Source organism: Caulobacter segnis ATCC 21756, assembly GCF_000092285.1.
Lineage (GTDB): Bacteria > Pseudomonadota > Alphaproteobacteria > Caulobacterales > Caulobacteraceae > Caulobacter > Caulobacter segnis.
This window is the reverse complement of the sequence record NC_014100.1, coordinates 1,743,341-1,763,874: the sequence shown is the minus strand read 5'-3', so window position 1 is coordinate 1,763,874 and position 20,534 is coordinate 1,743,341. Positions and strand designations below refer to the sequence as shown.

Here is a 20,534-nt window from a genome sequence, read left to right as displayed (position 1 = left end):
TTATTGTTGCGGGATACGTTAGCGCACCCGACCGCTCACGTCAGCGGCGTCCATTCTTCGTCCGCTGGCAACGGCGCGAAAATCTCGTCCAGCATGGCGGCCGAGACATCTTCCAAGCGGGCCGGATCCCAACGCGGAGCGTTGTCCTTGTCGACGATCACCGCCCGCACGCCTTCGATGAAATCGTGCTTGCGGACCACGCGCGAACCGATCCGGTACTCCATCGCCATGTTGTCGGCGAAGTCGGTCATGGCCGCGCCACGCTTCAACTGCTCGAAGGCGACCTTCATGGTCTGAGGCGACTTGGTCTTCATGACTTCGAGCTGGGCCCTGCCCCAGTCGCTGGAGTCGAGGGTCAGGAACTCGACGATCTCCTCGACGCTGTCGCCGACGAACAGGCGGTTCAGATCCTGCTCAAAGCCCAGCAGCGAGGCCTTGCCGGCGTCGGCGCGGTACTTGCGCAAGATCTCGTCGATGCGGCGCGGATCGGCGACGATGGCCTTCTTGAGCCCCTCGACGGCGCCGAACTCCACGAAGTGGGTGGCGACGCCAAGCCGCATGCAGTCCGCGCCCTTGATCCGCGCGCCGGTCAGGGCCAGCCACAGCCCCGCCTTGCCCGGCAGGCGCGGCAGGTACCAGCCGCCGCCGACGTCCGGGAACAGGCCGATGCCGGTCTCGGGCATGGCGAAGGTCGTGCGCTCGGTGGCGATCCGCACGTGGGCGGGCATCGAGATTCCGACCCCGCCGCCCATCACCACGCCGTCCATCACCGCCACCACGGGGGTGTCGTAGGTGAACAGCAGGTGGTTCAGCTGGTACTCGGTGTGGAAGAACTTCCGGGCCTCGACGCCGTCCTTCGCGCCGCTTTCGGCCAGCATCCGGATGTCGCCGCCGGCGCAGAAGCCGCGCTCGCCCGCATGGTCGATCAGGACCATGTAGATCTCGGGATCTTCCTGCCAGTCCAGCAGCGCGCCGATCATCGTCTCGCACATGCCCAGCGTCAGGGCGTGCAAGGCCTTGGGGCGGTTAAGCGTGATGCGGCCGACGTTCTTCTCGACGCGTATCAGGACTTCGGGGTCTTCGGTCATGGATGGCCTTGAAGGTTCAGGCGTGTTCGGCCGGTTCGGCGACCGGCGCGCAATCGATCCGCGCGATGCGGCCGTCGACGAGGCGGAAGACGGCGTCCTGGGGAATGTCCTGGCTCAGCGTCTCTTCCTTGGAGAGCCCCGCGTAGGCGCCGCGCAGAAGGCGGCCGGCGACGCCGTGGCTGACGACGATCAGGCGGCGCTCCGGCTCGGCCGCCTGTTCGGAGAGCCAGGCGCCAAGACGCGCCGTCATCGCCTCGTAGGTCTCGCCGCCGGGCGCGTGAAAGCCCCAGGCGTCGTCGCCCAGCAGATGCGGGTTCGCCCCCCTCACCTCTTCACGAAGTCGCCCGGACCATTCGCCGACATCGATCTCGACCAGTCGCTCGTCCAGTTCGACAGTCAGGCCCAGACGCCCGGCGATCGCCTCGGCGGTATGACGCGCCCGACGCAGCGGGCTGGCGACCAGCCGCCAAGGCGCGCGCTCGGCGGGAGGCACAAGATCGTCCAGCAAAGCCGCCATCGCCCTCGCCTGCGCCTGGCCCAGGGGCGTCAGGTCGGATTCGAGCCGACCTTGCAGACGACCCTCGCGATTATGGAAGGTCTGGCCATGGCGACAGAGATAGATCATCCGACGCTCATTGGCGGAACAGCTCGCGGGCGATGATGACGCGCATGATCTCGTTGGTCCCTTCCAGGATCTGGTGCACCCGCAGGTCGCGGACGATGCGCTCCAGCGGATAGTCCTGGAGGTAGCCGTAGCCGCCATGCAGCTGCAAGGCGTCATTGGCCACCTGGAAGCCGGCGTCGGTCGCGAAGCGCTTGGCCATGGCGCAGAGCTTGGTGGCTTCGGGGTGCTTGTTGTCCAGCGCATGCGCCGCGCGGCGGACCATCAAGCGCGCCGCCTCGAGCTCGGTCGCCATGTCGGCCAGCTTGAACTGCAGCGCCTGGAAGTCCTTCAGCGGCCGGCCGAACTGATTGCGCGTCTCCAGATAGGCCTTGGCCGTGTCGAGCGCGAACTGGGCGCCGCCCAGCGAGCACGAGGCGATGTTCAGCCGCCCGCCATCCAGGCCCATCATGGCGAAGCGGAACCCCTCGCCCTCCTGGCCGATGCGGTTCTCGACCGGCACGCGGCAGTTGTCGAAGTTCACCTGCGCCGTCGGCTGGGCGTTCCAGCCCATCTTGCGCTCGTTGGCCCCGAAGCTGAGACCCGGGGTCCCCTTCTCGACCACGAAGGCCGACACGCCCTTGGCGCCCTCGCCGCCCGTGCGCGCCATCACGACATAGACGTCCGAGACGCCGCCGCCGGAGATGAAGGCCTTGCCGCCGTTCAGGACATAGTGGTCGCCGTCCAGCTTGGCCGTCGTGCGCATCGCCGCGGCGTCCGACCCCGAGCCTGGCTCGGTCAGGCAGTAGCTGGCGATCAGCTCCATGCTCGTCAGGCGCGGCAGGTAGCGCTTGCGCAGATCCTCGGAGCCGAAGCGGTCGATCATCCACGAGGCCATATTGTGGATGGTCAAATATGCGGCGGTTGGCACGTCGCCGTAGCTCAGGGCCTCGAAGATGATCGAGGCGTCGAGCCGCGAGAGCCCGCTGCCGCCGACATCCTCGTTCACGTAGATGCCGGCGAAGCCCAGCTCCGCGGCCTGGCGCAGGACGTCGACAGGAAAGTGCTTCCTCTCGTCCCAGTCGGCCGAATGCGGGGCAAGTTGTCCCTCAGCGAACGCGCGCCCCGCATCCTGGATTGCGACTTGATCCTCATTCAGCGCGAAATCCATGCGCGACAACCTCCCGTACGGGGCAGAACAGCCCTCTTATTTTCGCCTGACTGAGGCGCCGAACAGCGACTGTCAATCGCGCGCACGCCCCATTCCGGAACGTTTCTCGCGATGACGGAAGGTGTGGCCTGAAATCCTCCGTTACACGACTTGAATCGGCAAGAACGCCACACCCCTTGATAACCATCGTCATTCAGCCCAAATGGCGAACTTCGAGTCTGAGCATTCTCAACCATAACATTTGCATCAACGACTATGCGCTTCGTGAAACTTGCAACGGCCGCCTTCGCGGCGGCCCTCGGTATGATGGCGATGTCCGCGCCGGCCTCCGCGGCCGACGGCGGCGACATCTCGCGGAGCTATGGCGTTTGGCGCAACCCGAAGAACAGCGTCCATCTCGAGATCAAGGACTGCGGCCCCAGCACCTGCGGCGTCGTGGTCTGGGCCAGCCCCAAGGCCGAAGCCGACGCCCGCAAGTCGGGCACGGACACCTTGATCGGCAAGCAGCTTCTCCGTGACTTCGAAACCCAGAACAACGGCTCGCTGAAGGGCCGGGTCTGGGTGCCCACGCTGAAAGTCACGCTCGTTGGCACCGCCGAGATCGTCGATCCCAAGACCATGCGCGCCAAGGGCTGCGTGATCGGCAACTTCCTGTGCAAGTCGCAGCTGTGGACCCGCATCGACGCTCCTTCGATGCTGGCCTCACGCGCGGCCCCTTAAAACGCCGCTCCGCCGCTTTTGCTTGATTCAGCGCAAGAGCCGCGCGACCTTCCAAGTGTACAATGATCACTTGAGCGTCCGACAGAGACGCCGAGCGATCCAGGCCGCATCACGGCCGGCACGGGAGGAACGAGCATGGACGAAGCGGCGACGCTTCAAAAGCCCGCGCGCGACGCGGCCAGCGAACATTTCGACGTCATCATCGTCGGAGCCGGCATATCCGGCGTCGGCGGCGCCTATCACCTGACGCAACAGCGGCCGGGCGCGCGCTTCGTGGTGCTGGAGGCGCTGGAAAGCTTCGGCGGCACCTGGCTGACCCACACCTATCCCGGCATCCGCTCGGACAGCGACCTCTACACCTTCGGCTATCGGTTCAAGCCCTGGGTCGGCCCGCCGATCGCCACCGCTGGCGAGATCCTCAGCTACATGGGCGAGGTGATCGACGAGAACGATCTCTCCCGCCACATCCGCTATCGCCGCCGGATCACCAACGCCTCCTGGTCCAGCCAGGACAAGCTGTGGACCCTGACCGTCAGCGGGCCGGACGGCGTCGAGACCTACACCACCAACTTCCTCTGGATGTGCCAGGGCTATTACCGGCATTCGGTGGGCTACACCCCCGAATGGCCGGACATGGACCGCTACAAGGGCCGGATCGTCCACCCGCAGACCTGGCCGAAGGACCTGGACCTCACAGGCAAGAAGGTCGTCGTGATCGGTTCTGGCGCGACCGCCGCGACCCTGGTCCCGAACATCGCCGGCGACTGCGCGCACGTCACCCTGCTCCAGCGGTCGCCGACCTATTTCGTGCCCGGCCGCAACGAGAACGAGCTCGCCGACATGCTGCGCCAGCTCGAGATCGACGAGCGCTGGATCCACGAGATCGTCCGCCGCAAGGTCCTGTTCGACCAGAACGAGTTCACGCGCCGCTCGATCGCGGAGTCCGAGGCGGTGAAGGCCGAGCTGCTGGAGGGCGTGAAGATGTTCCTCGGCGAGGACTTCGACATCGCCAAGCACTTCACGCCGCGCTACCGCCCCTGGCGCCAGCGGATCGCCTTCGTGCCCGACGGCGACCTCTTCCAGGGCATCGCCTCGGGCAAGGCCTCGGTCGTCACCGACGAGATCGAGCGTTTCACCGAGAAGGGTCTGCTGCTGAAATCCGGCCAAGAATTGGAGGCGGACGTCATCGTCACCGCCACGGGCTTTGACCTCAGCGTGCTGGGCGACATCGCCTTCGAGATCGACGGCAAGCCGCTCGATTTCGCCGACTCCGTCACCTATCGCGGCATGATGTTCACCGGCGTGCCGAACCTCGTCTGGGTGTTCGGCTACTTCCGCGCCAGCTGGACGCTGCGCGCCGACCTGATCGGCGACTTCGTCTGCCGCCTGCTCTCTCACATGCAGGCGAACGGCAAACGGCAGGTCGAGGTCGCTCTCCGCCCCGAGGACAAGGACATGAAGATCGGCGGCTGGATCGATCCCGAAGACTTCAATCCGGGTTACCTGATGCGCAACATGCACTTGCTGCCCAAGGCGGGCGACAAGCCGGAATGGCGCCACACCCAGGACTATTGGAACGAGAAGGAGATCTTCCCCAAGATCGATCTCGACGACGCGGCCTTCCGCTATTCGTAAGAGCGCTTAAGGCGTCTGCAAACTTGCCTCGACGGGCGGCGCGGTCCAAATCAAGGCCATGACCACGCCGCCCCTCGCCCCGTATCCGCACACCCGCCTGCGCCGCGTTCGCCAGGCCGACTGGGTCCGCCGCCTCGTCCGCGAGACCGAGGTGCGGCCCTCCGATCTGATCTGGTCGATGGTGGTGCACGAGGGCGAAGGGACCATTCCGGTCGCTTCGATGCCCGGCGTCGAGCGCCTGTCGGTGAAGGAAGCCGCCAAGGCCGCCGTTCGGGCGCGCGATCTCGGCATCCCCGCCATCGCCATCTTCCCGCACATCGACGGGTCTCGGAAAGACGCGGCCGGCTCGATCGCCGCCGATCCGGACGGCGTGATCCCCCGAGCCGTCAAGGCCATGAAGGACGCCGCCCCAGAGGTCGGGATCATGTGCGACGTGGCGCTGGATCCCTTCACCGACCACGGCCACGACGGCGTGGTCGAGGGCGGCAAGATCCTCAACGACCCGACGATCGATCGCCTAATCGAGCAGGGCCTAATGCAGGCCGAGGCCGGCGCCGACATCCTGGCTCCCTCCGACATGATGGACGGCCGCATCGGCAAGCTGCGGGCGGCGCTGGAAGCCGCCAGCCACCAGGACGTGATGATCATGTCCTACGCGGCCAAGTACGCTTCGGCCTTCTATGGTCCCTACCGCGACGCGATCGGCTCGGCCAAGCTCTCGGCCGGCCAGGGCGATAAAAAGACCTACCAGATGGACCCGGCCAATACCGAGGAAGCCATCCGCGAGGTCGCGCTCGACATCGCCGAGGGCGCGGACATGGTCATGGTCAAGCCGGGCATGCCCTATCTCGACATCGTCCGCCGCATCGTCGACGAGTTCCGCATGCCGACCTACGCCTTCCAGGTGTCGGGCGAGTACGCGATGATCATGGCCGCCGCCCAGAACGGCTGGATCGACAAGGATCGGGCGATCCTCGAAAGCCTGACCGCCTTCAAGCGCGCGGGCGCGGCGGGGATCATCACCTATTTCGCCCCGTGGGCCGCCGAGACGCTGAGCTAGCATGGCGGCGCCGAGAACCGCCTTCAGCCAAGGCCGGTTCTACGGCGCGCCGACTGTCGAGCGGCGGCTTTCGGGCGTGCGCCTGGCGCATCTGGAAGCCACCAAGCGCGCCGACCATGTCGACGAGCATAGCCACGACGACGCCCACTTCGTTCTGGCCACCCACGGCCGCTACATCACCACCGCCGTGGGACCGGAAACCGAGGGTCCGGTGCTGGTCTACAACCCACCAGGCGTCGTGCACCGTGACCGCTTCGTCGATGGCGGCGGCTATTTCCTGGCCGTCAGCTTCGAGGCCGCCGACTGGCGGGCTCTGGCCGACGCGGGTCGAGGCGTGGCGATCGACGCCCTGCGCCTCACCGGTCCCGTGGCCCGCAGCGCGGCCGTGCGCCTGACGCGCTCCCTGCTGGCGCGCGACGCCGAGCCCTTGTCGCTGGAAAGCCTCAGCCTGGAATTGGCCGCCCAAGCCCTGACGCCGGCGCGTGACAGCGAAAAGCGACCCACCTGGTTGGACCTCGCCGAGACCTATCTCGCCGACACCTTCGATCAGCCGATCGGCGTCGCGGATCTGGCCCGCGTCGCCGGCGTCCATCCCGTTCATCTGGCGCGCGGCTATCGCCGATGGATGGGCGCGGCGCCGGGCGATCGGCTCCGCGCGCGACGCCTGGAACGCGCCGCGGACCTGCTGATGCGAAGCCGCGACCCGATCGGCGAGATCGCCCTGGCCTCGGGCTTCTGCGACCAGAGCCACCTCAATCGCCAGTTCATTCGCGCTTACGGCGTGACACCCGGCGAGTTCGCGCGACTGTGCGGTCGGCGGTCCGATGTTTCAGGCGTCCAAGACGACGGCGCCGGCCCCGCCTAGACGGCGACTGTTCGTTCTGGAGTTCGCCCTTGAAAGCCTTCGCGCTCGCCGCCGCCCTCATCGTCGCGCCTCTTAGCGCCCACGCATCGTCGGACATGCCCACCGCCGCGCCCGCCGCAGAAGGGTTGTCCGCCGAGAAACTCGACGCCATGTCGGCCGCCATCAAGGCGGGTCAGTTCCAGCAGATCACCAGCGTGCTGGTCGCCCGTCACGGCAAGCTGGTGTTCGAGGCCTATTACGACGACGGCAAGCCCGACGGTGGCCCGGAAGCCCGGCGCAACACGCGCTCGGCCACCAAGACCGTCACCGCCATGCTGGCCGGCGCGGCCATCGCGCGCGGCGCGCTGCCCAGTGTGCAAGCGCCGATCAAGACTTACCTCAAGGGCCGCCTGCCCGCGGCCAACCCCGATCCGCGCAAGGACAAGGTCACGGTCGAGGACCTCCTGACCATGAGCTCGATCGCCGAGTGCGACGACGACAATTCGTTCTCGCGCGGCAACGAGGAGCGGATGTACCTGATCGAGGATTGGGTCGGCTTCTATCTGGACCTGCCGGTGCGCGGCTTTCCGGAGTGGATGCCGCGCCCGGAGGCCTCGCCGTACGGCCGCAGCTTCAGCTACTGCACCGCTGGGGTGGTGACCCTGGGTCAGGTCGTCCAGAACGCGGTCGGCAAGCCCTTGCCCACCTTCGCCGACGAGGCGCTGTTCAAGCCGCTCGGCATCGAGGCCCCGCACTGGCAGATGTCGCCTCTGGGCCTGGCCATGGGCGGCGGGGGCCTGGGCCTGCGCGGCCGCGACCTCCTCAAGCTTGGCCAGCTCTACGCCAATGGCGGACAGTGGAACGGTAAGCAGGTTCTGCCCGCCGACTTCATCAAGGCGTCTGTCACACCCCACGCCAACGCCCGCGAGAACACCGACTACGGCTACCTGATCTGGCTGCAGACGTTCCCCGGACCGGATGGCGCCGGCCACAAGGCCTGGGTGATGAGCGGCTCGGGCGGCCAGAAGGTCGCGATCGTCCCCGACCTCGACCTGGTGGCCGTGATCACCACGACCAACTTCGGCGTCCGCCAGCCCCATGCGATCTCTGAAAAGCTGATCGCGGAACACATCCTGGCGGCGGTCGAGAAATAGCGACCCGACTCTCGGACGCGGGTAGGCTCCGGCCATGACCCGCGTCCTCGACATCGTCACCGCCGTGATCCGCGACGAAACCGGCCGAATGCTGCTGGTCCGCAAGCGCGGCACGGCGACCTTCATGAAACCCGGCGGCAAGCGCGACGCGGGCGAGGACGACCTGACCACCCTGGCTCGCGAACTCGAGGAAGAGCTGGGCTGCCGACTGGTCGCCGCCGAGCTGCTGGGCCATTTCAGCGCCCCGGCCGCCAACGAGGCGGGCTTCACCGTCCAGTCGGCGACCTACCTGGCGACGGTCGAGGGCGACATCGCGCCCCGCGCCGAGATCGACGAGCTGGCCTGGATCGATCCGACCTCGCCGGGCGACCTGCGGCTGGCGCCGCTGCTGACCGAACGGGTGCTTCCAGCCCTCCTGGCGATCGCCTAGCCTTTCGAGCCCAGGGCGCTGATACGCCCCTGCACCATTTCCAACGCCAGCTCCCGCGCGCGCTCGGGCGGACGCCCCAGCAGTTCCGACAGGGTCGGGCCGAACAGTCCCGTACCGACGGCGAGGATGATGTTCAGCAGGATGAAGTCGACGACCTTTTCGCGCTCAAGGCCCAGGTCCTGGGCCAGGCGAGTCTGGATGATCTCGTCGACCACGTCCCGCACCAGGGTCATGCGGCGGCTCTCGCCCGTCAGCTCCAGCCAGGCCGCCAGACGCGCCGCGCCCTTGGCCTCGAACGCCTCGAACAGGGCCTGAGCGCCGAACCCCGGCGTCGCGCCGCCGGTGTTGAAGCCGGTGATCACCTTGTCGGCCAGCTGGCGGATCATCCGCTCCATCAGCGCCGTCTCGACGCCCGAGATCGAGCCGAAGTGATGGATGACGTTGGCGTGCACCACGCCGGCGGCCTTGGCCACGTCCGCCAGTTTCAGCGCCTGAGGCCCGTGCTCGACCAGGATCGCCTCGGCGGCGGCCAGGATGTTTTCCCGCGCGGCCTCGGGCGAGCGACGGACTCGGGTTGGACGGGGCGCGGACGCTTCTATTGACATTTTTGTCAGTATAACCAACTCTGGGGCTCAAGGCCGATGTCCAAGCCCTAAACCGGCGGAGCCCAGAACGCCATGACGCACTCTTCAACTCAGGCCAAGCACACGCCCGACGACCTCGACGTCGCCCCGCGCGACATCCGCTTCGCGCTCGACAGCGCCCGCCAAGGCCATTGGCTGGGCGGCGATCCCGTTGGGACGGCGGTTTTCAACGCCCTGTCCCTGACCTTCCCCGATGGCGAGCGCATGTTCATGGACGCGGTGAAGGGCTATCGCGACCGCCTGAGCGGCAAGCTGGCCGAGGACGCCCGGGGCTTCATCGCCCAGGAAGCCATCCACTCGCGCGAACACCACCAGCTGAACAGCCTGATCGACCGCGAGCGCTATCCCGTCGCCGAGATCGAGGAGACGATCCGCGGCCGCGTGAAAATGGCCCGCGATCGCGGCCCGATGGGCATGCTGATCTCGACGATCGCGCTGGAGCACTTCACGGCCATGATGGCCGAGATGCACGCCCGGCACCGCGACCTCTTCGCCACCACCGATCCGGAGATCGAGAAGCTGTGGCGCTGGCACGCCATGGAAGAGACCGAACACAAGGCGGTCGCCTACGACGTCTTCCTGGAGGTGACCAAGGACTGGTCGCCGGCGAAGCGCTACTTCGTTCGTTGCCGGGCCATGGCGCTGGTGACCTACATGTTCACCCGCAACATCACCCGCTACGCGGCGCGCCTGCTGGAGACCGACGGCTACACGCCCGAAGCGGCGCTGAAGGCCGTGAAGCGCTACGTCTGGCGCGAGCCCGGGATCTTCAGCCGCGGCGCCAAGACCTATTTCGCCTGGTACCGCCCCGGCTTCCATCCCTGGGATCAGGACGACCGCGCGCAATTCGCCGACTGGAAAGCCGAGTTCGACGCGGCGGCCGCCTGAGGCTTGCCGGGGTGAGGCCGGTCCGCTAGGGCTTCGCCGCCGCAGCCCACCCGCGCAGGTGAGCCACGGCGATCGAAGCGCGAGGTCATCGCGCTCGTCCTTGCCGGGGGGCTTCAGATGCGATTGGGCGCGGTGTCGTCGATGATGATCCTGGGCGGAGCCTTGCTCTGCCTCGCCGCCTGCCAGCCCAAGCCCGAGTCCGCGCCCGGAGCCCTGCTCGGCTGGGCCTATCCGCAAGGCCCCAAGGTCAACCTGCCGCCCTACCCGAGCGGTCCTCAGCACATCCCCGGCAGCACGGTGACCTATACGGGCGAGGCGCTGAACAAGGGGGCTGGGCCGCCCGACTGGTTCCCGGACAGCCACCCGCCCGCGCCCACGATCGTCGCCCAGGGCCGCAAAGGCGTGATGGCCTGCGCCGAGTGCCACCAGATCGGCGGCGGCGGCTCGCTGGGCACGCCCAACCTGGCGGGATTGTCCGCAGACTACATCATCCAGCAGGTCCGCGAGTTCCGCGACGGCCGGCGCACGTCGTGGCGAGCCAACTGGCCCACGAACCAGGACATGATCAAGGTCGCCAAGACCGTCACCGACGACGAGCTCGCGGCCGCCGCGGCCTACTACGCCGCCCTACCCTACAAGCCGCGCGTGCGCGTCGTGGAGGGCGAGACCGCGCCGGCGACCAAGCCGAACTACTATGGCTGGCTGGACCTCGCCCCCGGCGAGCCGCCCCAGCGCCTGAACGGCCAGGTGATCGAGGTCGCCGAGGACTGGCCGCGCATGCTGCTGGCCGATCCGAACGCGGTGATCGTGGTCCATGCGCCGATCGGGGCGACGGCGCGGGGTGAGGCGCTGGCGGCCAGCGGCGGCGGGAACGGCCAGGCCTGCGCGGCCTGTCACGGCCAGGGTCTGAAAGGCTCGCCCGTGGCGCCGCCCCTGGCCGGACGTTCGGCGGCGTACCTCGCGCGGCAACTGCTGGACATCAAGACGGGCGCCAGGAGCGGCCCGACGGTGAGCCAAATGCAGGGGCCGGCGAGAGGTCTGGACGACGAGCAGATCCGCGACCTGGCGGTCTATGCGGCGTCGCTGAGACCTTAAAGCCTAGCAGCCTCAAAATCCGTGTCATCCCGGAAGCCTCGCAGAGGCTATCCGGGACCCAGGGGTGAAGGAGCCCCGTGCGCACCGCCCCTGGGTCCCGGCTCTTCGCGCTCCGCGCTACGGCCGGGATGACACGAGGAGGGTTTTCCTACCCCGCGATGAGCCCAAAGTCCGCCACCTGGCCCATGGCGTCGCGGACGGCGGCCAGGGTCTTGAGGCGGTTGTCGCGGTGCTCGGGATCGTTGACGAAGACGCCGTCCAGATAGGCGTCCACCGGACCGCGCAGACCAGCCAGCTGGGCCATGGCGCCGGTGAAGTCTTCCTTGGCCAGGGCGTCGGCCAGCGGGCCCTTCAGCACGCGCAGGGCGTCGTAGAGCTGGACCTCGGCGGCGCTGTCGGCGGCCGGGGCCTCCGGTTCGCCGCTCGGCAGAGCGCCCTTCTTCTCCTCGGCCTTGAGGATGTTGGAGGCGCGCTTGTAGCCGGCCAGCAGGTTCTTGCCGTCGTCGGTCTTCAGGAAACCGTCCAGCGCCTCGACCCGGGCGACGATGCGCGCCAGGTCGTCGTCGCCCAGGGCGAAGACCGCGTCGACGAGGTCGTGACGCTTGCCCTGGTCGCGGAGGGTGACCTTCAGGCGGTCGGCGAAGAAGGCGATCAGGTCGTCCTTGCCGAACTTGGCCAGCGAGACCCGCAGCCCGTTCTCGAGCACGATCCGGATCACGCCCAGCGCCGCCCGACGCAGCGCATAGGGGTCCTTGGAGCCCGTCGGCTTCTCGTCGATCGCGAAGAAGCCGACCAGCGTGTCCAGCTTGTCCGCAAGCGCCACGGCGATCGCCAGCGGCGAGGTCGGCACCGCGTCGGACGGGCCTTGCGGCTTGTAGTGGTCCTGGATCGCGGCGGCGATCTCGGGGTCGAGGCCGGCCTCGCGGGCGTAGTAGCCGCCCATCAGGCCCTGAAGTTCCGGGAACTCGCCGACCATGCCCGAGGCCAGGTCCGCCTTGGCCAGCCGCGCGGCTTCCTTGGCTTTCGCGACATCGGCGCCGACCAGCGGGGCGATCGCGCCGGCCAGGGCGACGATGCGCTCGACGCGCTGGGCCATGGTCCCGAGCTTGGCGTGGAAGGTCACGCCGTTCAGCTTCTCAAGCCACGGTTCGAAGCCGGCCTTGCGGTCCTCGTCCCAGAAGAAGCGGGCGTCGGAGAGGCGGGCCGACAGCACCTTGGCGTTGCCGGCGGCGATCACGGCGCCGCCGTCCTTGGCCTGGATGTTGGCGATGGTGATGAAGTGCGGGGCCAGGCCCGGCTCGCCCGGCTTCTTCACCGCGAAGTACTTCTGGTGCGTCCGCATCGAGGTGCGGATCACCTCGGGCGGCAGGTCCAGGAACGACGGGTCCATGTCGCCCAGCACGGGCGTCGGCCATTCCGCCAGGCCCGCGACTTCGTCGAGCAGGCCCTGGTCCTCGACCAGCTCCAGATGACGGGCGAAGCAGAGGGTCTTGCAGCCCTCGAGGATGCGCTGCTTGCGCTCCTCGACGTCCAGCACGACGAAGTGCTTTTCGAGGCCGGCGGCGTATTCGTCGAAGTCCTTGGCGACGAAGGGCTTGGCCTCGCCCATGAAGCGGTGGCCCTCGGTCACGTCGCCGCTTTCGATGCCTTCGATCGAGAACGGCACGACCTCGCGGTCCAGCACGCACAGGATGCGCTTCAGCGGCCGCACCCAGCGCAGCTTCTTGTAGCCCCAGATCATCGACTTGGGCCACGGGAAGCCCCGGACGATGGCCTCGACCATCTCGGCGACGATTTCCGCCGTCGGGCGGCCCTTCTTTTCGATGAAGGCCATGTAGACGCCGTCGCGCTCGACCAGTTGGTCTTGCGTCAGGCCCGTCTTGCGCAGGAAGCCTTCCATGGCTTGCGGCGGCGCGCCGACGCGCGGGCCCTTCAGCTCTTCCTTGCGGTCGGCCTGGGCCAGCGGCAGGCCTTCGGCCACCAGGGTCAGGCGACGCGGGCCGGCGAAGGTCGTCAGGGCCTCGGGCAGGAAGCCGGCGGCGGCCAGGTGCTCGCGCGCCATGCGCTCCAGGTCCTTGGCGGCCTGGGCCTGCATGCGGGCGGGGATCTCTTCCGAGAACAGTTCGAGGAGAAGTTGGGGCATCGTGACTTACGCGGCTTCCTGCTGCTCGACCCAGGCGCTGGCGCACATCTTACAAAGGTCGCGGATGCGGCCGATGTAGCTGGCGCGCTCGGCGACGGCGATCGCGCCGCGGGCGTTCATCAGGTTGAAAAGGTGGCTGGCCTTCAGGACCATGTCGTAGGCGGGCAGGACGAGCGACTTGCCCTGATAGGAGCGGGCCAGCATCAGCGGCACCTGCTCCTCCATCTGCTCGAACTGCTGCTTGAGCACCGCGACGTCATAGCCATGGAAGTTGGCTTCCGACTGCTGGCGCTCGTTCTCCAGGAACACGTCGCCATAGGTCGTCGCGCCGAGCGGCGAGTCGGGATCGTTGAACGGCAGGTCGTAGACGTTGTCGACGCCGAACACGTACATGGCCAGGCGCTCCAGGCCATAGGTCAGCTCGCCCGCGACGGGGCTCACGTCCAGGCCGCCGACCTGCTGGAAGTAGGTGTACTGGCTGACTTCCATGCCGTCGCACCAGACTTCCCAGCCCAGGCCCCAGGCGCCGACGGTCGGGTTCTCCCAGTCGTCCTCGACGAAGCGGATGTCGTGGGTGCGCAGGTCCAGGCCGATCGCTTCCAGAGACCCCAGGTACAGGTCCTGCATGTTCTCGGGGTTCGGCTTCAGGATCACCTGGTACTGATAATAGTGCTGCAGGCGGTTGGGGTTCTCGCCATAGCGGCCGTCGCCCGGACGGCGCGAGGGCTGCACGTAGGCGGCGTTCCAGGGCTTGGGGCCCAAGGCGCGCAGCACGGTGGCCGGGTGCAGCGTCCCCGCCCCCACCTCGACATCGTGCGGCTGCAGGATCACGCAGCCCTGGCGGCTCCAATAGTCATGGAGCGTCAGGATCAGGCTTTGGAAGGACTTGGGTTTTTCGCGCGACATCAATCAAAGCAGGCCTAGAAAAAAGTCGGCGGACCATAGGGCCCGCCGACTGCTGCTTCAAGCGATGTCCGGCGCGCGCCGGACGAAAGTCCAAGGACCTAGTTGCCCTTGGGCGTGGTGCGCTTGCCGGCGTTCGACATCGGCGCGCCGTACTTGGCGCGGTTGGCGGTCGTATCGGCGACCGGTCCGTTCGAGACCACGTTCGGATCGCCGGCTTTGAGCGAAGCCTGGGCGTCCGGGGTCTGGGACGAGGCCGGCACGACGCCCGAGGCGCTGACGCCAACCGCCGGCGCGGCCATGGCCGACGGCGAAGCGGCCGGATCAGCGGCCATGTCGGTCGACGTGGCCGGCGCGACGGGTGTCGGATTGGTGGCGGTTGGGACCTGGGCGCCGGCCTGCTCGGCGGGCGCCGGCGGCGAAACCTGCTCGTTGGCGGCGACGTTCATGGTCGCGCCCGCGTCGGTCGCGGCCGGCGCCGAGGCGGCCTGCAGGCCCGGAACGTCCTTGGGCAGCAGCACCTTGTCGATGACGTGCAGCACGCCGTTGCTGGCCATCACGTCGGCCTGAACGATGTTGGCGCCGTCGACCATCGGCGTCGCGCCGCTGCCGTCCAGCATCAGGGGCGAGCCCTCGACGCTCGCCACCTCGCCCTTGGCGCCCGTGATCTTGCTGGAATCCACCTTGGCGTTGATCAGATGGTAGGTCAGCACCTTCTGCAGCAGCGGACCGTTTTCCGGCGCCATCAGCTTATCTCGCTGGTCGGCCGGCAGCGCCGCGAAGGCCGCGTCGGTCGGCGCGAACAGGGTCAGGTTCTGGTTGGTCTTCAGGACGCTGGTCAGGTTCACCGACGAGACGGCCTTAAGGAAGGTGCTGAATTGACCCGACGCCTGGGCGGTCTGGATCAGGTCGCCCTTGGCGACGACGGGCGACGTCGCGGCGGGCGCCTGCGCGGCGGGCGCCGTTTCGGGAGCGGTCTGGGCGTGGGCCACGCCGGCCATCAGGGCGATCGCGGCGGCGGCGGTGAGGAGGCGCTTGGGGGTCATGATCGAGTTCCTCTCGGTTCGAGCGGTTTACGCCCAAGCCTGGGACTCGGTTCCCGGATCACGCCCTCGTGATCACCTTGACCATTACTTGAAGAAGAACACCATGGCCGCGCCACAGACGATCAGACCAAAGCCGACCAGCGTCGTCCACTTTATCGCCTCACCGAGGTAGAAGAACGAGAAAAGCGTAAAGACGATCAGGGTAATGGCCTCCTGCCCGGTCTTAAGCTGAGCCGTGGAATACATACTGCTGCCAAGGCGATTGGCTGGCACCGCAAGCATGTATTCTGGAAGCGCGATCATCCAGCTCGACAGGATCGCCACCGGAAGCGCCAGGCTCTTGTGTTTGAGGTGGCCGTACCAGGCGAAGGTCATGAAGACGTTGGACGCCACCAGCATCAGCCACGGCGCGATCTTCAAGACGAGAGGGGACATGCAGGCGGTCTCCGGAGCGGGTCCATGGGAAGCGCGCGACCCTAGGCCAAGACCCCCCGCCGACACCAGAGCCATCCCGGCAAGCAAAAACGCCGTTTTCTGACGCATACAGGGCGCTCTGCGCTCAAAAATTAGGCGCCTCAGCCAATTCCTTTCCGAAAGCTTTTCGGCGCGCGCCTTCACGGAACCGTCGCCGATAGCTTGGCCCGGCCGGGGAAAACGATGCGGCGCGTGTCGCGCGGCGTCGGCGGTGATCACACCGGGGGCGGTCTCGCTTCCCACAACCAAGCAAACAAGCCCGCGTCGCGGCGGGCCGGAGCAAGGCGGATGAAACTGATCATAGCGGTCGTCAAACCCTTCAAGCTGGACGAGGTGCGCGAAGCGCTCGTCGCCGCCGGCGTTGAAGGTCTGACGGTGTCGGAAGTGAAGGGCTACGGCCGCCAGAAGGGCCAGACTGAGATTTACCGGGGGGCTGAGTACCAGGTGAATTTCGTGCCGAAGGTGAAGCTCGAAGCGGTCGTCGACGACGCCTCCGCCGCCAAGGCGGTCGAAGCGGTCAAGGCCGCGGCGGCCACCGGCAAGATCGGCGACGGCAAGATCTTCGTCCTCAACGTCGAGGAAGCCGTCCGCATTCGCACCGGCGAAACCGGCTCGGCCGCGCTGTAATCGGGAACAAGGGGATACCGAGATGAAACTCACCTTCAAACCGCTGGCGGGGCTTATGCTCGCCGCGACCATCGCGGGGGCTCCGCTGGGGGCGACCGCCTTCGCCCAGGAGGCCGCGCCGGCCGCCGCCGCCGCCGCTCCGGCCGAAGCCGCGCCGGCTCCGACCGCGGCGGCTCCCGCCGAGGCCCCAGCTCCCGCCGCCGCCCCGACCATCGAAGACAAGATGGACAAGGGCGACAACGCCTGGATGCTCACCTCCGCCCTGCTGGTTCTGCTGATGATCCTGCCGGGCCTGGCCCTGTTCTACGGCGGCCTGGTGCGCGCCAAGAACATGCTGTCGGTCATGATGCAGGTCTCGACCGTCGCCCTGATCGGCTTCGTCGCCTGGATGCTGTGGGGCTACAGCTTCGCCTTCACCGACGGCGGCGGCCTCGACAAGTTCGTCGGCGGCTTTGGCCGGATCTTCCTGAAGGACGTCACGCCGGCCAGCAACGTCGCGACGTTCTCGACCGGCGTCGTGATCCCGGAACTGACCTTCATCGCCTTCCAATCGACCTTCGCGGCCATCACGGCCGCCCTGGTGGTCGGTTCGCTGGTCGAGCGCATGAAGTTCGCCGCCATCGTCGCCTTCGCCGTCCTGTGGCCGCTGCTGTCGTACTATCCGATGGCGCACATGGTCTGGTGGTGGCCCGGTCCGAACGCCATCGCCCTGGCTCCCGAGGATCCGGTGAAGTCCGGCCTGCTCTGGGGCTTCGGCGCCCTGGACTTCGCCGGCGGCACCGTCGTTCACATCAACGCCGGTATCGCCGCCCTGGTCGGCGCCCTGATCCTCGGCAAGCGTCAAGGCTACGGCAAGGAGCCGATGCCGCCGCACTCGCTGACCCTGACCCTCGTGGGCGCTGGCCTGCTGTGGGTGGGCTGGTTCGGCTTCAACGCCGGCTCGAACCTGGAGTCGAACGGCTACGCCTCGCTGGCCATGGTCAACACCTTCATCGCCACCGCGGCCGCCGGCCTGTCGTGGATCATCGCCGAATGGGCCACCCGCGGTAAGCCGTCGGCCCTGGGCCTGGCTTCGGGCATCGTCGCCGGCCTCGTGGCCGTCACCCCGGCCGCTGGCTTCGCCGGTCCGATGGGCGCCCTGATCCTGGGTCTGGTCGTCTCGCCGATCTGCATCGTCTTCTGCTCGGTCGTGAAGAACGCGCTGAAGTACGACGACAGCCTGGACGCCTTCGGCATTCACGGCATCGGCGGCATCGTCGGCGCCATCGGCACCGGCCTGCTGGTCAACCCCGCCTGGGGCGGCGCTGGCGTCGTCGACTACACCAGCTGCGGCAAGGATGGCGACTTCTCGACCTGCGACAGCGCCGTCTACGACATGGGCGTCCAGGTGATGGCTCAGGTGAAAGCCGTCGGCGTCACGATCATCTGGTCGGCCGTGGCCTCGGCCATCGTCTTCTTCCTGATTAAGCTGGTCATCGGTCTGAAGGCTTCGCCGGAAGCCGAAGAAGAAGGCCTGGATATCTCGGAACACGGCGAGCGCGCCTACCACAGCTAAGGCTGGCGTAGGTCCTCGCCCAAGACCGAAGGGCGCGGAGAGCGATCTCCGCGCCCTTTTCCTTTGCGACTCGCATCGCCTTGGCCAAGCTGCGCCGGCTCGACCGGAGATCGTCATGGACGCTCAACTCTTCCTGCTTTGCGTCCTGACCTTCGTGATCCACTTGATTGGCGCTCTGGCCTATGCGGTGCGGATCGCCGGCGTGCGCACGCGCCGCATCGCCATGTCGTTCGCCCTGTTCAACGTCCTAGTGCTGCTGTCGCGGACCTCCAACGCCTTCCAGGGGCCATTCCTGTCGAAGCGGGTCGAGACGAACCTCGCGGCCGGAACCGGCGCGGGGTTGCTCTCCGACTTCCAGTGGCTGATGGCCAGCGCCAGCCTCGCGGCTTTGATCGGCGCCCTGGCCATTCCCACCGCCCAACGCCTGTTCACCCGAGCGGTGGCGCACTTCCAGGTCCATCGCTCGGTGCCGAAACTGCTGATGCACGCCTTCGCCAAGGGCGGGCTGTCCTATGTCCGCGAGTCGGTCGCCCTGCCCTCGCCCGCCCACCTGAGGGGCCTCAAGCAGAAGATCGACGTCCCCGCGCGCGTCATCGTCCTGAACGTGCTGGCCCAGGCCCTGCTGACCGTCGGCGTGTTCGCCTCGCTCTACGCCGGCTACCTCGATCCCACGCTGAGACTGACGGCGAGCAATCTCTCGTCGGTGATCAACGGCGTAGCGACGATCCTGCTGTTCGTGCTGATCGATCCGTGCCTGTCGATCATGACCGACGACGTGATGGAGGGGCGCGTCAGCGAACCGGCCTTCCGCCGCGCCGTCGTGTGGTTCGCCGGCAGCCGGGTGGCCGGCACGGTGCTGGCGCAGCTGCTGCTGGTCCCGGCCGCGGCCCTCGTCGCCCAAATGGCGCGGATGATCCCCTAGATCCGACGGGCCGTAACGATCGGCACGACCGGGTCCAGCATCTGGCCTTCCATGACCGGATTGGTCGCCTTGCCGGGCGTCGGCAGGTTGAGGATCTTGTGCACGATCTCCATGCCCTTGATCACCTGGCCAAAGGCGGCGAAGCCCAGGTTGTCGCCCTCGCCCGCCGGATTGGCGTCCAGGTACGGCGCCTCGCCCACGCAGATGAAGAAGTCCGAGTCGCCCGTGCCCGGCGCCTTGCGGGCCAGCGACACCGTGCCGTCGACATGGCGCAGGCCGGTCTGGCTGGTGGGTTCGTGGGCGATCGGCGGCAGCAGTTTCTTCGGATCCCCCTGCAGGCCGCCTTCGATCAGGCCGTAGTCCACGGGGCTGTTGGCCTTGGCCGAACGCCAGAAGCTGGCGCCGTCATAACGCTTCTCGTCGACATAGCGCAGGAAGTTGGCCGTGGTCAGCGGGGCCTGTTTGACCTTGAGCGCGATGACCACGGGACCCAGGCTCGTTTCCAGCGACACCAGCACGTCGCCCGGTCCCGGCACGATCGGCGCGGGCGCCAGGTTCAGGATCTGGCCCGACGCCAGGCTGGGCGCGGCGGCCAAGCCGCCGAGGGCGGTCAGGAGGTCACGGCGCTTCATGGTCCACTCCTAGCTCAGGCGGCAGCGCCGCACCCACCAGTCCGGCCGGATGGCTTCGACCCGTTCGGCCAGGGTCTCGGCCTCGATGTCGCCGGCGCAGAGCGCAAAGCACGTCGCGCCCGAGCCGGACATCCGGACCAGAAGACTTTCGGGCTGGTCGCGCAAGACGTCCAGCGCCTCGCCGATCAGGGGCTGCAAGCCGACGGCCGGCGCCTCGAGATCGTTGCGCGTGGCGACGGCCAGCCAGCCTGCCGCTTCCTCGGCGCTTTCCAGGGCGGCCGGCATGACGGGGCGTTCGGCGCCGTCGGGGTGCACGGCCGCGTCATACGCTCGATAGACCGCGCCGGTCGGCGACGGGACACCTGGATTGACCAGCACCGCATGCAGCGCCGGCAACGTCGGGGCGGGCGAAAGAACTTCTCCTCGCCCCTCGGCCATCAAGGCCGTGACGCGGAAACAGGCGGCCCCGTCGGCGCCAAGGCTCGCCGCCAGAGGCTCGAGGTCATCGTCGGCGTATTGCGGCGCCAGCGCGTCGCGCAGCAGCTTCAAGGCCGCGCCGGCGTCACTGGACCCTCCGCCGAGGCCCGCCGCGATCGGCAGCAGCTTGTCCAGAATCAGGCGGTAGGGCGGAACCGGTCCGCCCAGCTTGGCGTGGAACGCCCGCGCTGCGCGCAGAACCAGATTGTCGTCACCGCTGGGGATGCCGGCCCCGAACGGTCCCGTCGTCTCGAACGCCGGCGCGTCACTGGGCTGGATCATGATCGCATCGCCGACATCGGCGAAGACCATCAGGCTGGAGATCGGATGGTAGCCCTCCACGTCGGGGCCCCCGACATGGAGGAACAGGTTGATCTTGGCGGGCGCGAAGGCGGAAAGCCGCATGGATCTTCAAAGCTCGGTTG

The 20,534-nt window shown here is 67.7% G+C and carries 21 protein-coding genes; 11 read left to right on the top strand and 10 right to left on the bottom strand.

Annotated elements, in window-relative coordinates; all coding sequences use genetic code 11:
- Nucleotides 1–35: 35 nt before the first annotated feature.
- The 3 genes from CSEG_RS08310 to CSEG_RS08300 are packed head-to-tail and all read right to left on the bottom strand — an operon-like array spanning nt 36 to nt 2,860.
- Nucleotides 36–1,088: an enoyl-CoA hydratase/isomerase family protein gene (locus CSEG_RS08310; protein ID WP_013078795.1), complete on the bottom strand. Its 1,053-nt coding sequence runs from the start codon at nt 1,086–1,088 to the stop codon at nt 36–38.
- A 16-nt stretch (nt 1,089–1,104) separates the two neighbouring features.
- Complete coding sequence (locus CSEG_RS08305; protein WP_013078794.1) at nt 1,105–1,713, bottom strand: histidine phosphatase family protein; 609 nt, start codon at nt 1,711–1,713, stop codon at nt 1,105–1,107.
- A gap of 7 nt (nt 1,714–1,720) precedes the next feature.
- Nucleotides 1,721–2,860 carry an isobutyryl-CoA dehydrogenase gene (locus CSEG_RS08300; protein WP_013078793.1) on the bottom strand — a complete coding sequence of 380 codons (1,140 nt, stop codon included), beginning with the start codon at nt 2,858–2,860 and terminating at the stop codon, nt 1,721–1,723.
- Between the two features lie 255 nt (nt 2,861–3,115).
- Between CSEG_RS08300 and CSEG_RS21970 the strand changes: the two genes are divergently transcribed.
- The 6 genes from CSEG_RS21970 (at nt 3,116) to CSEG_RS08270 (ending at nt 8,703) form a co-directional block, all read left to right on the top strand.
- Nucleotides 3,116–3,580, top strand: coding sequence for a DUF2147 domain-containing protein (locus CSEG_RS21970; protein WP_013078792.1), 465 nt, complete (start codon nt 3,116–3,118; stop codon nt 3,578–3,580).
- Between the two features lie 135 nt (nt 3,581–3,715).
- Nucleotides 3,716–5,215, top strand: coding sequence for a flavin-containing monooxygenase (locus CSEG_RS08290; RefSeq protein WP_013078791.1), 1,500 nt, complete (start codon nt 3,716–3,718; stop codon nt 5,213–5,215).
- A gap of 58 nt (nt 5,216–5,273) precedes the next feature.
- Nucleotides 5,274–6,275 carry a porphobilinogen synthase gene (hemB, locus tag CSEG_RS08285; protein ID WP_013078790.1) on the top strand — a complete coding sequence of 334 codons (1,002 nt, stop codon included), beginning with the start codon at nt 5,274–5,276 and terminating at the stop codon, nt 6,273–6,275.
- Nucleotide 6,276: 1 nt separating this feature from the next.
- On the top strand, nt 6,277–7,140 hold the full coding sequence (locus CSEG_RS08280; protein ID WP_013078789.1) for a helix-turn-helix domain-containing protein: 864 nt from the start codon (nt 6,277–6,279) through the stop codon (nt 7,138–7,140).
- A 29-nt stretch (nt 7,141–7,169) separates the two neighbouring features.
- A complete protein-coding gene (locus tag CSEG_RS08275) occupies nt 7,170–8,273 on the top strand; it encodes a serine hydrolase domain-containing protein (RefSeq protein ID WP_013078788.1) in 1,104 nt (367 codons plus the stop codon).
- A gap of 34 nt (nt 8,274–8,307) precedes the next feature.
- The gene (locus CSEG_RS08270) at nt 8,308–8,703 is read left to right on the top strand and encodes an NUDIX hydrolase (RefSeq protein ID WP_013078787.1); all 396 of its coding nucleotides are present in this window, start codon (nt 8,308–8,310) and stop codon (nt 8,701–8,703) included.
- Here the strand turns inward: CSEG_RS08270 and CSEG_RS08265 are convergent.
- Nucleotides 8,700–9,326 (bottom strand): TetR/AcrR family transcriptional regulator, encoded by a 627-nt coding sequence (locus tag CSEG_RS08265; RefSeq protein WP_167535119.1) that lies wholly within the window; start codon nt 9,324–9,326, stop codon nt 8,700–8,702. The genes CSEG_RS08270 and CSEG_RS08265 overlap by 4 nt on opposite strands.
- 54 nt (nt 9,327–9,380) lie before the next feature.
- Here CSEG_RS08265 and CSEG_RS08260 point away from each other — a divergent pair, with 54 nt between their 5' ends.
- Both CSEG_RS08260 and CSEG_RS08255 read left to right on the top strand, forming a co-directional pair.
- Nucleotides 9,381–10,235, top strand: a complete 855-nt coding sequence (locus CSEG_RS08260; protein ID WP_013078785.1) for a metal-dependent hydrolase — start codon at nt 9,381–9,383, stop codon at nt 10,233–10,235.
- Nucleotides 10,236–10,352: 117 nt separating this feature from the next.
- Complete coding sequence (locus CSEG_RS08255) at nt 10,353–11,330, top strand: c-type cytochrome (protein WP_013078784.1); 978 nt, start codon at nt 10,353–10,355, stop codon at nt 11,328–11,330.
- 148 nt (nt 11,331–11,478) lie between these two features.
- Here CSEG_RS08255 and glyS read toward each other — a convergent pair whose 3' ends face one another.
- The 4 genes from glyS to CSEG_RS23275 form a co-directional block, all read right to left on the bottom strand.
- Entirely contained in the window at nt 11,479–13,473 is a 1,995-nt protein-coding gene (gene glyS / locus CSEG_RS08250) for a glycine--tRNA ligase subunit beta (protein ID WP_013078783.1), read from the bottom strand.
- Nucleotides 13,474–13,479: 6 nt separating this feature from the next.
- Nucleotides 13,480–14,379 carry a glycine--tRNA ligase subunit alpha gene (locus CSEG_RS08245; protein WP_013078782.1) on the bottom strand — a complete coding sequence of 300 codons (900 nt, stop codon included), beginning with the start codon at nt 14,377–14,379 and terminating at the stop codon, nt 13,480–13,482.
- Nucleotides 14,380–14,477: 98 nt separating this feature from the next.
- Nucleotides 14,478–15,422 (bottom strand): fasciclin domain-containing protein, encoded by a 945-nt coding sequence (locus CSEG_RS21520; RefSeq protein ID WP_013078781.1) that lies wholly within the window; start codon nt 15,420–15,422, stop codon nt 14,478–14,480.
- A gap of 84 nt (nt 15,423–15,506) precedes the next feature.
- Nucleotides 15,507–16,115, bottom strand: coding sequence for a DMT family protein (locus CSEG_RS23275; RefSeq protein ID WP_227878894.1), 609 nt, complete (start codon nt 16,113–16,115; stop codon nt 15,507–15,509).
- Between the two features lie 69 nt (nt 16,116–16,184).
- Between CSEG_RS23275 and CSEG_RS08225 the strand changes: the two genes are divergently transcribed.
- The 3 genes from CSEG_RS08225 to CSEG_RS08215 all read left to right on the top strand — a co-directional run bounded on the left by CSEG_RS08225 (nt 16,185) and on the right by CSEG_RS08215 (nt 19,000).
- Entirely contained in the window at nt 16,185–16,523 is a 339-nt protein-coding gene (locus tag CSEG_RS08225; RefSeq protein WP_004623580.1) for a P-II family nitrogen regulator, read from the top strand.
- Between the two features lie 22 nt (nt 16,524–16,545).
- The gene (locus tag CSEG_RS08220; RefSeq protein WP_013078779.1) at nt 16,546–18,078 is read left to right on the top strand and encodes an ammonium transporter; all 1,533 of its coding nucleotides are present in this window, start codon (nt 16,546–16,548) and stop codon (nt 18,076–18,078) included.
- Between the two features lie 115 nt (nt 18,079–18,193).
- Complete coding sequence (locus CSEG_RS08215) at nt 18,194–19,000, top strand: lipid II flippase Amj family protein (protein ID WP_013078778.1); 807 nt, start codon at nt 18,194–18,196, stop codon at nt 18,998–19,000.
- On the opposite strand, the gene CSEG_RS08210 is transcribed toward CSEG_RS08215, so the two are convergent.
- The gene (locus tag CSEG_RS08210; protein ID WP_013078777.1) at nt 18,997–19,632 is read right to left on the bottom strand and encodes a peptidylprolyl isomerase; all 636 of its coding nucleotides are present in this window, start codon (nt 19,630–19,632) and stop codon (nt 18,997–18,999) included. The two genes, CSEG_RS08215 and CSEG_RS08210, sit on opposite strands and share 4 nt — an antisense overlap.
- Nucleotides 19,633–19,641: 9 nt before the next feature.
- A complete protein-coding gene (locus CSEG_RS08205) occupies nt 19,642–20,514 on the bottom strand; it encodes a 4-(cytidine 5'-diphospho)-2-C-methyl-D-erythritol kinase (RefSeq protein ID WP_013078776.1) in 873 nt (290 codons plus the stop codon).
- Between the last annotated feature and the right edge of the window lie 20 nt (nt 20,515–20,534).

What these genes read in the sequence shown, in the direction of transcription:
- CSEG_RS08270 (WP_013078787.1), top strand. Translation starts at nt 8,308, where the DNA reads ATGACCCGCGTCCTCGACATCGTCACCGCCGTGATCCGCGACGAAACC.
- CSEG_RS08290 (WP_013078791.1), top strand. Translation starts at nt 3,716, where the DNA reads ATGGACGAAGCGGCGACGCTTCAAAAGCCCGCGCGCGACGCGGCCAGC.
- CSEG_RS08220 (WP_013078779.1), top strand. Translation starts at nt 16,546, where the DNA reads ATGAAACTCACCTTCAAACCGCTGGCGGGGCTTATGCTCGCCGCGACC.
- glyS (WP_013078783.1), bottom strand. Translation starts at nt 13,473, where the DNA reads ATGCCCCAACTTCTCCTCGAACTGTTCTCGGAAGAGATCCCCGCCCGC.
- CSEG_RS08245 (WP_013078782.1), bottom strand. Translation starts at nt 14,379, where the DNA reads ATGTCGCGCGAAAAACCCAAGTCCTTCCAAAGCCTGATCCTGACGCTC.
- CSEG_RS21520 (WP_013078781.1), bottom strand. Translation starts at nt 15,422, where the DNA reads ATGACCCCCAAGCGCCTCCTCACCGCCGCCGCCGCGATCGCCCTGATG.
- CSEG_RS21970 (WP_013078792.1), top strand. Translation starts at nt 3,116, where the DNA reads ATGCGCTTCGTGAAACTTGCAACGGCCGCCTTCGCGGCGGCCCTCGGT.
- CSEG_RS08255 (WP_013078784.1), top strand. Translation starts at nt 10,353, where the DNA reads ATGCGATTGGGCGCGGTGTCGTCGATGATGATCCTGGGCGGAGCCTTG.
- CSEG_RS08280 (WP_013078789.1), top strand. Translation starts at nt 6,277, where the DNA reads ATGGCGGCGCCGAGAACCGCCTTCAGCCAAGGCCGGTTCTACGGCGCG.
- CSEG_RS08210 (WP_013078777.1), bottom strand. Translation starts at nt 19,632, where the DNA reads ATGAAGCGCCGTGACCTCCTGACCGCCCTCGGCGGCTTGGCCGCCGCG.
- CSEG_RS08225 (WP_004623580.1), top strand. Translation starts at nt 16,185, where the DNA reads ATGAAACTGATCATAGCGGTCGTCAAACCCTTCAAGCTGGACGAGGTG.
- hemB (WP_013078790.1), top strand. Translation starts at nt 5,274, where the DNA reads ATGACCACGCCGCCCCTCGCCCCGTATCCGCACACCCGCCTGCGCCGC.
- CSEG_RS08305 (WP_013078794.1), bottom strand. Translation starts at nt 1,713, where the DNA reads ATGATCTATCTCTGTCGCCATGGCCAGACCTTCCATAATCGCGAGGGT.
- CSEG_RS08260 (WP_013078785.1), top strand. Translation starts at nt 9,381, where the DNA reads ATGACGCACTCTTCAACTCAGGCCAAGCACACGCCCGACGACCTCGAC.
- CSEG_RS08215 (WP_013078778.1), top strand. Translation starts at nt 18,194, where the DNA reads ATGGACGCTCAACTCTTCCTGCTTTGCGTCCTGACCTTCGTGATCCAC.
- CSEG_RS08310 (WP_013078795.1), bottom strand. Translation starts at nt 1,088, where the DNA reads ATGACCGAAGACCCCGAAGTCCTGATACGCGTCGAGAAGAACGTCGGC.
- CSEG_RS08300 (WP_013078793.1), bottom strand. Translation starts at nt 2,860, where the DNA reads ATGGATTTCGCGCTGAATGAGGATCAAGTCGCAATCCAGGATGCGGGG.
- CSEG_RS08205 (WP_013078776.1), bottom strand. Translation starts at nt 20,514, where the DNA reads ATGCGGCTTTCCGCCTTCGCGCCCGCCAAGATCAACCTGTTCCTCCAT.